The sequence below is a fragment of the Winogradskyella sp. ABM4_392 genome (genome assembly GCF_056160445.1).
Window position 1 is genome coordinate 330,787 of sequence record NZ_JBSWXE010000001.1, and the last position, 13,997, is coordinate 344,783.

At 33.2% G+C, this 13,997-nt stretch carries 14 protein-coding genes; 8 read left to right on the forward strand and 6 right to left on the reverse strand.

Annotation, left to right across the window (positions count from 1 at the left end):
• Positions 1 to 152: 152 nt before the first annotated feature.
• Positions 153 to 1,550 (forward strand): peptidoglycan DD-metalloendopeptidase family protein, encoded by a 1,398-nt coding sequence (locus ACXAFS_RS01305; RefSeq protein ID WP_475304787.1) that lies wholly within the window; start codon positions 153 to 155, stop codon positions 1,548 to 1,550.
• Positions 1,551 to 1,604: 54 nt separating this feature from the next.
• Here ACXAFS_RS01305 and ACXAFS_RS01310 read toward each other — a convergent pair whose 3' ends face one another.
• Genes ACXAFS_RS01310 through trhO form a run of 4 tightly spaced genes read right to left on the reverse strand, consistent with a single transcriptional unit; the run spans position 1,605 to position 5,177 of the window.
• Complete coding sequence (locus ACXAFS_RS01310; protein WP_475304788.1) at positions 1,605 to 1,835, reverse strand: ferredoxin; 231 nt, start codon at positions 1,833 to 1,835, stop codon at positions 1,605 to 1,607.
• Positions 1,835 to 3,079: a peptidase U32 family protein gene (locus ACXAFS_RS01315; protein WP_475304789.1), complete on the reverse strand. Its 1,245-nt coding sequence runs from the start codon at positions 3,077 to 3,079 to the stop codon at positions 1,835 to 1,837. Before ACXAFS_RS01315 ends, ACXAFS_RS01310 begins: the two co-directional genes overlap by 1 nt.
• Positions 3,080 to 3,096: 17 nt before the next feature.
• Entirely contained in the window at positions 3,097 to 4,101 is a 1,005-nt protein-coding gene (locus ACXAFS_RS01320) for a radical SAM protein (RefSeq protein WP_475304791.1), read from the reverse strand.
• A gap of 2 nt (positions 4,102 to 4,103) precedes the next feature.
• On the reverse strand, positions 4,104 to 5,177 hold the full coding sequence (trhO, locus tag ACXAFS_RS01325; protein WP_475304792.1) for an oxygen-dependent tRNA uridine(34) hydroxylase TrhO: 1,074 nt from the start codon (positions 5,175 to 5,177) through the stop codon (positions 4,104 to 4,106).
• A 375-nt stretch (positions 5,178 to 5,552) separates the two neighbouring features.
• Here trhO and recA point away from each other — a divergent pair, with 375 nt between their 5' ends.
• The 4 genes from recA (at position 5,553) to ACXAFS_RS01345 (ending at position 9,227) form a co-directional block, all read left to right on the forward strand.
• Positions 5,553 to 6,557 carry a recombinase RecA gene (gene recA / locus ACXAFS_RS01330; RefSeq protein ID WP_475304793.1) on the forward strand — a complete coding sequence of 335 codons (1,005 nt, stop codon included), beginning with the start codon at positions 5,553 to 5,555 and terminating at the stop codon, positions 6,555 to 6,557.
• A gap of 101 nt (positions 6,558 to 6,658) precedes the next feature.
• Positions 6,659 to 7,099, forward strand: a complete 441-nt coding sequence (locus ACXAFS_RS01335) for a hypothetical protein (RefSeq protein WP_475304795.1) — start codon at positions 6,659 to 6,661, stop codon at positions 7,097 to 7,099.
• A 24-nt stretch (positions 7,100 to 7,123) separates the two neighbouring features.
• Positions 7,124 to 7,669: an RNA polymerase sigma factor gene (locus tag ACXAFS_RS01340; protein WP_475304796.1), complete on the forward strand. Its 546-nt coding sequence runs from the start codon at positions 7,124 to 7,126 to the stop codon at positions 7,667 to 7,669.
• Position 7,670: 1 nt separating this feature from the next.
• Positions 7,671 to 9,227, forward strand: a complete 1,557-nt coding sequence (locus tag ACXAFS_RS01345) for a hypothetical protein (RefSeq protein WP_475304797.1) — start codon at positions 7,671 to 7,673, stop codon at positions 9,225 to 9,227.
• A 94-nt stretch (positions 9,228 to 9,321) separates the two neighbouring features.
• On the opposite strand, the gene ACXAFS_RS01350 is transcribed toward ACXAFS_RS01345, so the two are convergent.
• Positions 9,322 to 10,068 carry a lysophospholipid acyltransferase family protein gene (locus ACXAFS_RS01350; protein WP_475304799.1) on the reverse strand — a complete coding sequence of 249 codons (747 nt, stop codon included), beginning with the start codon at positions 10,066 to 10,068 and terminating at the stop codon, positions 9,322 to 9,324.
• Positions 10,069 to 10,261: 193 nt separating this feature from the next.
• Between ACXAFS_RS01350 and trpS the strand changes: the two genes are divergently transcribed.
• The gene (gene trpS / locus ACXAFS_RS01355) at positions 10,262 to 11,230 is read left to right on the forward strand and encodes a tryptophan--tRNA ligase (protein ID WP_475304800.1); all 969 of its coding nucleotides are present in this window, start codon (positions 10,262 to 10,264) and stop codon (positions 11,228 to 11,230) included.
• Here the strand turns inward: trpS and dprA are convergent.
• Entirely contained in the window at positions 11,227 to 12,330 is a 1,104-nt protein-coding gene (gene dprA / locus ACXAFS_RS01360) for a DNA-processing protein DprA (RefSeq protein WP_475304801.1), read from the reverse strand. The genes trpS and dprA overlap by 4 nt on opposite strands.
• Before the next feature lie 107 nt (positions 12,331 to 12,437).
• Here dprA and ACXAFS_RS01365 point away from each other — a divergent pair, with 107 nt between their 5' ends.
• Positions 12,438 to 13,376 (forward strand): HU domain-containing protein, encoded by a 939-nt coding sequence (locus ACXAFS_RS01365; RefSeq protein WP_475304803.1) that lies wholly within the window; start codon positions 12,438 to 12,440, stop codon positions 13,374 to 13,376.
• A gap of 60 nt (positions 13,377 to 13,436) precedes the next feature.
• Positions 13,437 to 13,946, forward strand: a complete 510-nt coding sequence (locus tag ACXAFS_RS01370) for an acyl-CoA thioesterase (protein ID WP_475304804.1) — start codon at positions 13,437 to 13,439, stop codon at positions 13,944 to 13,946.
• Positions 13,947 to 13,997: the final 51 nt, after the last annotated feature.

The window sequence follows — 13,997 nt, forward strand, 5'->3', positions numbered from 1 at the left end:
ATAAAATTATTAAAGAGTAAAGATACTATTATTTCTTTAGTTAACTACAGCTAGTATTTAGAAGTCGGAAACTCTTTTTTAGAATTACCTTTCAAACTATGCTCACATATTTTTATCCTTCCGATGTGGTTATAAACCAATACTTAATAATCATGAAAGCAAAAATTACTTTACTAGCTATTATTATAGCCTTTAACATGAATTATTCTCAAAATGCACCTTCTGAGGTCTTCGGAGGGGAATTCGTTAGACCTGCAGAAAATTCAGAATGTTTAACTTCTGAACAACGTAATACTATTTATAAAGAATTAAACGAAAATATTGCACTATTAAAGCGTAATAACAACTTAGCGTTTTCTAATTCTAGTAGAGGCAACCATCCTCTTTTTATATGGCCTGTACAGAAAGCATCTAATGTAAATTACAGTTCTATTTGGGGAATTTCTAATTATGTAGATCACAATCCTAATACACCAAATCAGCTTACGGATTACAATTGTGGAACAAAAACTTACGACACTACAAGCGGCTATAACCATCAAGGCATTGATGTTTTTTCTTGGCCTTTTTCTTGGTATGCTATGGATAATGACCAAGTAGAAATAATTGCTGCAGCGCCTGGACAAATAATTGCTAAAGGCGATGGAAATTTTGACCGTAGTTGTGATTTTAGCACTACAACTCCATGGAATGCTGTGTATGTTCAACACAGTGATGGAAGTATTGCTTGGTATGGTCATTTAAAAAATGGCTCTTTGACCACTAAGAATATTGGTGATATGGTAGCGGAAGGTGAATTTTTGGGCATTATGGGAAGCTCTGGTGTTTCTACGGGTCCTCATTTACATTTTGAAGTACATACCGATAATACTTATAACCAATTAGTAGATCCTTACGCTGGTACTTGCAATACTTTGAATGTAGACTCTTGGTGGCAATCTCAAATGCCATATTTAAATCCTGCTGTAAATGCAGCACTTACTCACACAGCAGACCCAGTGTTTAATGCATGTCCGACTACTGAAATCCCTAATTTAAGTGATCAGTTTGATCTAAATGAACAGGTTTTCTTTACTGTTTTTCTTAAAGATCAGGAACCTGGTACTTCATTAAATCTTAGAATTATAAAGCCAGATAATACAGATTTATTTAATTGGAATTTCGATTTAACCGACTACTACCAACTTTCATGGTGGAGATGGAATGCTTTTCCAAATATTGAAGGGGAATGGAAATGGGAAGTTACTTATATGGGAGAAACAACAACACACACTTTTAATGTTGGAACTTTAAGTGTTGAGGAAGCAACTTTAGAGAACTCCTCCATTTTTCCGAATCCTTTTAATGATATTGTAAACATTAGTTCTGCTGTTAAAATTGAAGAACTAAAAATTGTAGATGTCTCAGGGAAGTCTGTTTTAAGTCTAAAAGAAAGCAATTCAGAAGGTATAAGACAAGTTAACTTATCGCATTTATCTAACGGATTGTATTTTGTAACACTTTTTGGTGAGCAAAATGAACAGAAAACCATTAAACTCATGAAGAAATAAGTAAAATATTGTGAATTAAAAAAGTGCTTCAGTAATGAAACCGAAGCACTTTTTTTAAACATCTTTCACCGTTATAATATTTACTGGACAAGCTTTTGAAGCATTTTGACATGACTCTAAAATCTCATAATTTTTTGACTTTAGCGTGAAAAACCCTTTCTTTTCTTGGGCATGTAACAGCACTGATTTTCCATCTCTTTTAGACATCTGAAATTGTTGTGGCGCCAATTCTACACAGTAATTACAACCAATACACTTATTACGCTGTAAGGTGACGATAACCATTAGACTTCAACTTTATTTTCTACAATTTTGTATAATTTATCCGATGGTCTTATTCTAAAATCTAATGGAATGGTTATAGCATCTCCTTTAGTGCCTTTTTCTTGTTGTTTATCATTGACCAGCATCTCTTTCAACTCAAATTCTTTAGCTCCAGTTGTAGGTCCTGTAATTAAAATTGTATCACCAAGAGAAACGTCGTAAGCTTCAATTTTAAACTCGCCGATTTTAGCCTTTGGAAAATAATGTACTCCTTTACCTATATAAACTTTCTTTTGGGTAGCGTGACTGCCTGAACCTTTGCTCCACTCTCCTAACTTCTGCCCTAAGTAATAACCACTCCAAAATCCTCTGTTATATACTTTTTCTAAATCTTGCATCCAAGAAATAACTTGTTCTTTAGAGTATGTTCCGTTTTCTAAACTATCTATGGCTTCTCTGTAGCATTTAATTACTTTCGCTACATATTCTGGCGCTCTACCTCTTCCTTCAATTTTTAAAACCTTAATGCCTGCATCTGCTACTTGATCTAAAAAGTCTATGGTACATAAATCTTTTGGTGACATTATATACTCATTATCCAACTCCATTTCTATACCTGTTTCCTGATCTACAACCGTATACTTTTTTCTACAGTTTTGCTTACAAGCACCTCTATTAGCAGAAGAATTATAAGCGTGTAAACTCATATAACATTTACCAGAAACTGCCATGCAAAGTGCGCCATGACCAAAAATTTCTACCTCTACCAATTTACCTGAAGGTCCTTTAATTTGTTCTTTCTCTATCTGCTCTGTAATGTGTTTTACTTGGCGCAAACTTAACTCTCTACTCAAAACCATAGTATCTGCAAACATGGCATAGAACTTTACAGTTTCAAGATTGGTGATGTTTATTTGAGTTGAGATATGTACTTCCATATCAAACTCTCTAGCTATAGCTATAACCGCCTGGTCCATAGCTATAACTGCAGTAATATCTGCTTCTTTTGCTCGTTTTACCAACATTTTTACGATAGATAAATCATGATCGTAAATAATGGTGTTTAGCGTTAAATAAGTTCTTACATTTTTGGCCTTACAACGTTGAGCAATTTTTTCTAAATCGTCTAATGTGAAATTTATCGATGCTCTGGCGCGCATATTTAGCTGCTCTACTCCAAAATATACAGAATCTGCTCCATTATCTAACGCTGCCTGAAGGGATTCAAAATTTCCTGCAGGCGCCATAAGTTCTATCTTTTGCATCTCTTTGTACTTTACTCTTAATTAAATTCTATCTCGTAGTTGAGTTTATTGGATAATGATCTAAGCTTGGATTTAGTTTTAAAAACATTAGATAACAATAATTTACTCCATCCTATCTTTTTGGAGAACTCATTAAAAGATTCTTCACGCCAATTAAAGCCTTCTTTCCAAAACTTATTAGGTGATACATAACAGAACGTATAATCAAAAACAAAACTAGAGTCATTTTCTCCTTTTAATACAGATAAACTATCTGGTGCCATTAAAGTAATGTGATGACTAGAGCACTGTTGCCTAACATTTTTTATGAGGTCTAAATAATCATCCTCTAAAGAAGAAACATCAAAGTCATTATACTCTGTATTTCCTATCTTTTGAATTGGTCTTAATTGAAGAATATCGAAACTTTCTCCATTAAAATGCCTAAAGAAATTCTTGAGTTCGTAAAAGTTATCTTTATTAAAGGTGTAGTTTATCCTTACCTTAAAATCGTAGGTCTTTTTAAGTTCAACAAAGGCATTTAAAGCATTTTGAAACTTCTCGTAACTGGCTTTTTTCATGAAGCTTTCATAACTCTCTTTAGTCACTCCATGAAGCGAAATGGTAAACTCATTAAGTCCTGCTTTTACAAGTGGTTCAATGTTTTCTTTAGTTAGTAAGTTTGCGTTTGTTGTTATAGAAATATATGGTACTTTATATTGTTTTCCTAATTCTACAATTCTTACTAAATTTTTATATAATGTTGGCTCGGTACCACAGCCTATTTGCAATTTTAAAGCACGATTAAAAATCGTTTTTGCAACCTTCTCTAAATCGTCTTCCTTAAACTGTCCTTTAAGTGTTTTTACATAGTCTGCGTCGGTAAAATAACACATTTTGCAGCGTAAATTACAAGCTAATACAGGATCTAAATTCACCGCTAAATAGCGCTTATTGAATTTATGTAGCAGATAAAGCCCTAGAAACTTAATTCTATGGCTTTTTATTTTTCTGTTGAGCTGTAATAGCTTATAAATATTCATATTTATTTAGCGGTATTACTTTGTGCTTCAAAAATGTTTCGCAAATCCTTTTTGTATGGTAAGTGATCGGCTCTACCCTTTTTAAATATATCATTGCTGTTACCCTGTCCTTTGCGTAGTGCTTTTTGTTCCTCGTATGGCAGTTTTATAATTTCCTGGCAATGTGAAGAGCAACAATTTTCCATTTTTTCTTTACACTCATCACATTGAATAAATAATAAATGGCAAGCCTCATTCACACAATTAGTATGTGTATCTGCTGGTTTTCCACATTGGTGGCAGTTAGCAATAACATCATCACTAATACGTTCTGAGCGTCTTTGATCGAACACAAAGTTTTTACCTATAAACTTGTTTTCTAAACCTTCAGACTCTACCTGACGTGTATAATTTATAATACCACCTTCTAGCTGAAACACATTTTTAAATCCTTTGTGTTTGTAATAGGCACTGGCTTTTTCGCAACGAATTCCACCAGTGCAATACATCACTAATTTTTTGTCTTCCTTGTGCTCTCTAAGATCTTCTTCAATTAAATCTAAAGATTCTCTAAAGGTATCAACATCTGGTGTAATGGCATTTTTAAAATGACCTATTTCACTCTCATAATGATTTCGCATGTCTACTAAAACCGTATCTGGATCTTCAATAAGCGCATTAAATTGCTCTGCGTCTACATGAACACCTTTGTTGGTTACATCAAACGTGTCGTCGTTAAGACCGTCAGCCACAATTTTGTGACGGACTTTTACTTTTAATTTCAAAAAGGCAAAATTATCATGCTCTATAGCAATGTTTAATCTTACATTTTCTAAAAATGTAATAGTGTCTAAATGATTTTTGAAGGCTTCAAAATTTTCTGCCGGAACGGATAGTTGGGCATTAATACCTTCGTGGGCTACATAGATTCTACCCAAAACATCTAACTCATCCCATGCCAAAAACATGTGATTTCTAAATATCTGAGTATTGCCAATTTTGGCGTACTTATAGAAAGAGATCGTTAAGCGCTCTTTTCCCGCTTTTTCGATAAGTTCTGCTCTTTCTTTAGCACTTAAGTTATTGTACAGTTGCATGCTATACTAATTTTTAAGGTTAAAGAATTTGTGCAAAGGTATTATTTTTAGATAACTTGCATAAAAAAGCACCTTGAATTTACCAAGGTGCTTTTCTAACTAACCACTAACTTAAAACTTTTTGAAAAAGTAAATTAATTTGTGCGCTTAGCTGTTGACGTTGTCAACAGCCTTGCAACACATATCTTAAAATTTAATAATTGAAAAATTAAAGATTTATTCAGCCTGTCTCTAATTTTAACTTAAGATATTCATAACAATTTTTTCCTTTTTCATTTAATAGATGTAAAAAGTGTAAAATGGTTGCGTCGTAAAATTGAAAAAATTAAAATAAGTGGTATTTTTGATATCAATTTAATTAGAACATAGAAAGAAATGAGTAGTGAAAAAGATGCAAAGTTAAAAGCGTTAAAATTAACATTAGATAAATTAGATAAAGCTTACGGAAAAGGAACCGTAATGAAAATGAGTGATCAAGCCATAGAGGATGTAGATGCCATATCGTCTGGTTCTTTAGGTTTGGATATTGCTTTAGGTGTTGGTGGGTATCCTAGAGGTAGAGTTATTGAAATATATGGGCCAGAATCTTCTGGTAAAACAACATTAACGCTCCATGCTATTGCTGAAGCCCAAAAAGCTGGTGGCATTGCTGCTTTTATTGATGCCGAGCATGCTTTTGATCGTTTTTATGCAGAAAAGCTTGGTGTAGATTTAGAAAACTTAATTATATCTCAGCCAGATAATGGTGAACAAGCTCTAGAAATTGCTGACAATCTTGTACGTTCAGGCGCTATTGATATTGTAGTTGTTGATTCTGTAGCTGCATTAACTCCAAAAAGCGAAATTGAAGGAGAAATGGGAGATTCTAAAATGGGATTACATGCACGCTTAATGTCCCAAGCCTTAAGAAAGCTAACAGCCTCTATCAGTAAAACCAATTGTACCATGATTTTTATTAACCAATTACGTGAAAAAATTGGTGTAATGTTTGGTAACCCAGAAACCACAACAGGTGGTAATGCCTTAAAGTTTTATGCGTCGGTAAGATTAGATATTAGACGTTCAACCCAAATTAAAGATAGTAATGGAGATGTAATGGGTAATAAAACCAGAGTTAAAGTTGTAAAAAACAAAGTTGCACCACCTTTTAGAACTGCTGAGTTTGATATTATGTACGGAGAAGGTGTTTCTAAAGTAGGTGAAGTTTTAGATTTAGCAGTTGAACACGACATTGTAAAAAAGAGTGGTTCTTGGTTTAGCTACGAAGACACAAAACTTGGTCAGGGACGAGACGCTGTTAAGTCTTTAATTAAAGATAATCCTGATTTAATGGACGAATTAGAAGAAAAAGTTCGAGCCTTAATTAATGATAATCAATAAGTTATAAAAAATCCTGTAAAAAAACAGGATTTTTTTATTTTTTTAGACGCAACCCTTTTACATTTTTCGCATCTACAAGATGGAATTAATTATATAATGTAATGAAAAAGTATGTTTTCTTCCTTCTAATAAGCTTCTACTTTTTTACATCTTGTAGTGTAGAAAATGACGACCCTATTGTGCGAACAGAATTTATGCCTATAGTTAATGTAGCCGTTCCAGACCATTTTGTTCAAGGTCAAACGCATGAAATTCTGATGTCTTATGTAAAACCTAGTTCTTGCTACGTTTTTAATAATATAATTTTTGACATTGAAGGACATGAAAGAACTGTGTCTATCTTAAACACTGTTTATGATAATCCAAACTGCGTAACGCAAGAAGAACTTACAACAGTAGCCTTTGATTTAACAGTCTCTGGAGACGAGGTATATTTATTTAAATTCTATCAAGGAAAGGATGAATACGGTGTAGATCAATATCATTTGGTAGAAGTTCCTGTTGTTGACGGAAGAAACACAAACGAAATTACAAACAGATAATTATTAATTAATTCCAATAAAAATGTGAGTTTAGAACAACTCATTAAAAAGTGTATAAATCAAGATGCTAAAGCTCAAAGCCAATTATACAAGCAATATGCAAGTAAATTATTTTCGCTTTGTCTTAAGTATTCTAAAAACTATGCTGAAGCAGAAGACAATCTGCACGATGCATTTATAACTGTATTTAGTAAAATAGATCAGTATAAAAATAAAGGTTCTTTTGAAGGTTGGTTAAAACGTATAACAATTAATACATCATTGCAACGCTACAGAGAAAATGTTGGAGTGTTTGATATTGTTAACGAAGGTAATATTGAAGATGTTACAGTAGATATAAATGATGAAGAATTAAGTATAGATTTTTTGCTAAAAATCATACAAGAGCTGCCAGACAGATATCGACTAGTATTTAACTTATATGTTTTAGATGGTTATTCTCATGTAGAAATAAGTGAGCTAATCAATATTTCATCAGGAACCTCAAAATCTAATTTGGCAAGAGCCAGAATGATTTTAAAAGAAAAAATAGAAGATTACAAAGCGAGTTTAAATTCGCAATCGTTATAAAATGAACGAAGAGAAAAATATAGACAGACTTTTTCAGGAAAAGTTTAAAGACTTTGAAGTAGCTCCTAACGATGCTGTTTGGAATCGTATAAGCGAAAGTCTTCCTAAGAAAAAGAAAAAACGTAGAGTTATTGCTCTGTGGTGGCAAATTGGTGGTGTTGCCGCAGCAATTGCTTTACTTTTAACTGTAGGCATTTCTTTATTCAACTCATCCGAGGATAGTGAAATGTTACCTACAATTGTAGATACCGAAAAAACGAACAGTAATTCCAAAAAAGATAGTGAATTAGAAAACCCTAAGGATACTGATGAGATCTTAGATAGTAATACAGGCATTAATATTACTGATTCTAACGAAAATGAAACTCCTTATTCTAACGAAAATGAAAAATCTGCAATAGAACAAAACAATAGAAAAGAATTAACCTCTTCTAAAACCAATAAGTCGAAAGGTGTTGCAAATTCAACTGAAAATAAAACTAAAGCAGCTTCTAACTCACATAAGAGTTTAACAGAATTGAATAACGAAGACAATAACAGCAAAGTCGCTTCAAGCAATGAAAATTCTGAAAACAAAATAGAAGATGAAATCATTAACGATTCTGAAATAAAATCTGTTATAAAGAATACTGTTGACAACAAGAGTTCTGCAATAACAGATAATACATCATCTAATGGTACTGAAAACTCTACAAATACTGAAAATAACAAAGAGCTAGAAAAAGACACCTCCTTATTAAAAGAAGATAACCAAAAAGAATCTATTCTAGACGCTATTGCTGATAACAGCAATAACGAAGAAAATATTGATGAAAAAGAAAAAGAAGATGAACAAAACAGGTGGAGCATTGCACCAAATGTTGCGCCTGTTTATTACAGTTCTCTTGGACAAGGATCATCAATAGATCAGCAGTTTAACAACAACTCTAAAAGCAGCAATGTTAATATGAGTTATGGCATTACGGGTTCTTATGCTATTTCTAGTAAGCTAAAAGTCAGAGCTGGTATTAATAGAGTAAACCTTAGCCAAAGTACCTCAAATGTTTTTGCATTGAGCGGTAGTGAATTTGCTACAAGAAACTCTGAGATATCTTCAATGGGTAATATTAACCCTAGGGACGGCTTTGAAAACATTTCATTAATGAGTACTGATATGTTTGATAGAAATACGATTCCTGAAATTTTTAACTCAAGGTCATCTGGAAATATAGATCAACGTTTCGGATTTATTGAAGTCCCTTTAGAGTTAGAGTATCGTTTACTAGACAAAAAGTTCAGTCTTAATGTTATTGGTGGTTTTAGCACATTCTTCTTAAGTCAGAACGAAATCTATGCAGATGTAGACGGTAGTTCTACGTTAATAGGTGAAGCCAATAATATGAACTCTACAAGTTTTAGTGCCAATTTTGGTTTAGGGCTTGATTATAGTTTGTCTAAACAATGGAATTTTAGTCTTGAACCTCAGTTCAAGTATCAGATAAACACATTTAATAACACATCAGGTAACTATAGACCATTCTTTATTGGTTTATATACAGGATTGAGTTATAAGTTTTAGGTTTAAATTTTAGGTTAGGTTATTGCAAACAAACAAAGCAATGATGAATGCAATGATGACAAAAGCTACTCGTGGTTAGGGTGGCTTTTCTTTTTTATTCAACTTTTGGCAAATTTTTATTTAGTTCTGATAAAATAATTGCTTTTGCTTCTTGATTTAAAGCTTTTGTATCTTCAATTTTTAAATGTTCTGTTTGAAGAAACCGATGAATTTTAGCTCTCATTAGCCCAGGACCTCCACTGAAAAATGTGTAAGAAAATCGTTTTTTGTTATCATAAAATGTTAATGGCACTATAGGAATCTGGTGATTAATGGCTAAACGAAATGCACCATCCTTAAAGTCATCTAACACTATGTGTTCTTCAGGTACTCCTCCTTCTGGAAAGATACAGATACTCAGCCCTTGTTTTAATCTTTTTTGAGCTCTTAAAAAAACAGCTTGTCTACTTTTAGCACTACTTCTATCTACCAAAATGCATGTACGCTTATAAAAAAACCCAAATAATGGAATGTTAGCCAATTCCTTTTTACCTACAAAAACAAAAGGGTTTTTCACGGCTACCAACATTAACATAATATCTGTCATAGATGTGTGGTTGGCAATAAACATGTAGCTCGTCTTAGGGCTAGGAATTTCTTCCTTTATAATCCTATAATTAAAGCCCATTCCAACAAGAATAAACTTAGCCCAAAACCTTGCTAACTTAAAGAAGAATGGATACCATTTCTCTTTAGATATTGAAATTAAAAGAATAGGAAATAGTACGATAATTGGTAACGCTACTAAAACATAGAACCAGATACGGTACAAAACCCAAAAAGGATACTTAACTATTACCATGGCATCAAAACTAAGTATTTAATTCAAATAGCTTCTAATAGTTCTTTCAAAAATTTATCTTTGCTTTCTAATTAGAATTTAAGTTTAATAACGAAGAGATTGCTGCTTATTACTTGTTACCAGACTGAGTTTATTAAAGTCTTTTAGTAAATAGAGCAGAATTAAAAAGATACCTGCCTTCGCGGGTAATATTATGGCAAGAATACTGACAGGCATACAAAGTACAGGAACACCTCATTTAGGAAATATCTTAGGTGCAATTTTACCAGCAATAGAGCTATCTGGTGAAAGTGATAATGAGTCTTATCTATTTATAGCAAATCTGCATACGCTAACGCAGATTAAAAACGCAGAAGAATTAAGACACAATACTTACTCTGTAGCTGCTACATGGTTGGCATTAGGGTTAGATGTAGAAAAATCTGTGTTTTATAGACAAAGTGATATTCCGCAAGTAACTGAGTTGGCTTGGTATCTCAATTGTTTTTTTCCTTATCAACGCATGAAACTAGCACATGGTTTTAAAGACAAAGCAGATCGTTTAGACGACGTTAACTCTGGTCTGTTTATGTATCCAATGCTTATGGCTGCAGATATTTTACTATACGATGCAGAGATTATTCCTGTTGGTAAGGATCAGGTTCAGCACATAGAATTTACAAGAGATGTCGCTTCTCGTTTTCATGCAAAAATGGGCGAGGTATTTGTTTTGCCAGAAGAAAAACTTCAAGAAAGTACGATGCTTATTCCTGGTACAGATGGTGAAAAAATGAGTAAAAGTAGAGACAACTTTATCAATATCTTTTTACCGGAAAAACAACTACGTAAAAAAGTAATGTCTATACAAACAGACAGCACACCACTTGAAGAGCCAAAAGACTGGAAAACCTGCAACTGCTTTGCGTTATATAAGATTCTTGCATCTGATGAAGAGGTTGCTAAAATGAAAGCCAATTACGAAGATGGTAATTATGGTTATGGTCATGCCAAGCAAGCACTCTATGAACTTATTTTAGAACGTTTTGATGAACCTAGAGAGCGTTATAACTATTACATGAATAACCTTGATGAACTCGATGCTATCTTAGCAAAAGGAGCTGCTAAAGCCAAATTAGTTGCAGATGATGTACTGCAACGCGTAAGAGAAAAGGCTGGATATTAAATAATCTCAAACTGCTTCCCAGGTAAAGGCCTTATCACACCTTTCAATTCCATATTGAGTAATATTCCTGCTAATTTATAAGTAGGAATGTTACACTCTATAGCAATGACATCGAGGATTTCTTTACCTTTTGTTTTTAGATAGTTATATATTACTTTTTCGTCATCATTTAACTCTACAAATAATTGCTTTTGTACAACGGGTTTTTTCTCGTCTTCTAATTGCCAATTCAATATGTAGGGAACATCTAGTGGATTAGACAATAAATGTGCTTTTTGAAATTTTATAAGATTATTGCAACCCACGCTCTGGCTGTCTGTTATTCTTCCAGGCACAGCAAAAACCTCTCTATCGTAAGATGTAGCTATATCTGCTGTAACGAGACTACCACCTTTTTCGGCCGATTCAATTACAATGGTAGCTTCACTCAATCCGGCTATAATACGATTTCGTTTTAGAAAGTTTTTTCTATCAAATGTGTCTGTACTCCAAAAATCGGTATAAAATCCACCATGATTTTCTACCTCAGCAACATATTTTTTATGAACCTTAGGATAAATTTGATTTAGTCCATGCGCTAAACAGCCAATCGTTTGCAATCTGTGTTTAATGGCTGCTTTTTGAGCTGTAATATCAGTTCCGTAGGCAAAACCTGAAACAATTACAGGATTGTAGGGCACTAAGGCTTCGACTAATTTTTCGCAAAAGGCAATACCATTAGTAGTTATTTTACGAGCTCCAACAATACTAATTATGTGTTTTTGGTTTAAATTAATATTACCAGACTGAAATAACACTATTGGTCCATCAATACAATGTTTTAGTCTTTCAGGATAAGTGTCTTCGGTAAAATAATGGACTTTGATGTTGTTGTCTTTAATAAAGCGCAATTCATTTTCAGCTTCTTCAAAATGAAAGGCATCAAAAATTCCTTGAATAGTTACTGTGCCAATACCATCAATTTTAAGAAGATTAGATTTCTTCTCTTTTAGAACCGCTTCGGCAGAACCACAATGATTAATTAATTTTTTAGCTGTTGTTGCACCTATTTTTGGTACATGTTGTAGCGCTAAAGCATAAATTAAATCTTGTTCTGTCATTTAAAATATTGGTTTTCAAACCTACAAGAAACTAAATTTTTCTGATGTTAATAACTAAACCTGCTCAAACTTTTTTCACTTTTAAAAATTTTTAACTTTGTTTTTCTATGCAGTTAGAAACTTACATCAGCGATCTTTTATACCGATACGATTGTATTACGGTGCCTCAATTAGGTGCTTTTTTAACTAATCGTGTTTCGGCAAGAGTACATAACTCTACACATACATTTTATCCACCAAAGAAAGTATTGTCATTTAACGAACAATTACAAAATAATGATGGATTACTAGCTAATTACATTGCCGAAGTAGAAAAAGTACCTTATGCTACTGCTAATGACAAGATTTCTAAGCAAGTAAAAGCCATAAAATCTTACCTTATTGAAGGGGAAACTATTCAATTTGAAAACATTGGAGAGCTTGTTTTAAATACTGAAGGTAAAATAGTATTTAATCCTTCTAGCCATATCAATTACTTAACAGATTCTTTTGGTTTATCTCACTTTACATCTCCAGATATAAAACGTGAGGTTTACAAAGAAGAAGTTGAAGCTATTGAAGAAACTGCTCCTATTGCATTTACACCAGAAAAGCGTTCTAACAATAACTGGTTAAAATATGCTGCTGCAGCTGTCATAGTTTTAGGATTAAGCGGTTTTGGTGCATTTAAGTATTACAACAATACCATTGAAAATCATAATCAGTTAGCTCAAGAGGAAGCTAATGCACAACTAGATGCTAAAGTACAAGAAGCTACTTTTGTTATTAGTAATCCGTTGCCTGCTGCTACGCTATCTCTAGAAAAACAAACCGGCAATTATCATATTGTTGCTGGTGCATTTAGGGTTGAATCAAATTCTGATAAAAAGGTGGATCAACTTAGAGAAAAGGGGTATAAAGCTAGAAAAATTGGCAAAAATCGTTATGGCCTTCACGAGGTAGTTTATGCTAGTTTTGAGACCAGACTTGAAGCTCAAAAAGCACTCTATAAAATCCGTCGCGAGCATAACAAAGATGCTTGGTTACTGATTAAGAAATTAGATTAACCTTTTCTTATCCTTTTATTTACTTAAATCAGCATATCTTTGCAAAAATTTTAAAAATTTATGCAAGCAAGAACCGCATTTCAGTCTAAAACAGTTGTTACAGATCTTGTTTTACCTAGTGAAACGAACCCATTAAATAATCTTTTTGGAGGTGAATTATTAGCTCGAATGGATAGAGCAGCAAGTATTTCGGCTAGGCGACACTCAAGAAGAGTTGCGGTTACAGCCTCAGTGAATCACGTGGCTTTTAATCGTTCTATACCTTTAGGAAGCGTGGTTACAGTAGAAGCAAAAGTATCTCGTGCATTTACAACCTCTATGGAAGTTTATTTAGATGTTTGGATTGAAGACAGAGAAACTGGAGAAAGTATAAAAGCCAATGAAGCTATTTACACATTTGTTGCTGTTGATGAAACAGGTAGACCTGTAAAAATCCCTGAGCTTATCCCAGAAACCGAACTAGAAAAAGAGCGTTATGATGCTGCCCTAAGGCGAAAACAATTAAGTCTTGTTTTGGCTGGCAAAATGAAACCGGCTGACGCTACTGAATTAAAGGCGCTTTTTGAGTAGTAGATTCTGAATCAAGTTCAGAATGACAAAATTGATTTGAAACGAAAAATT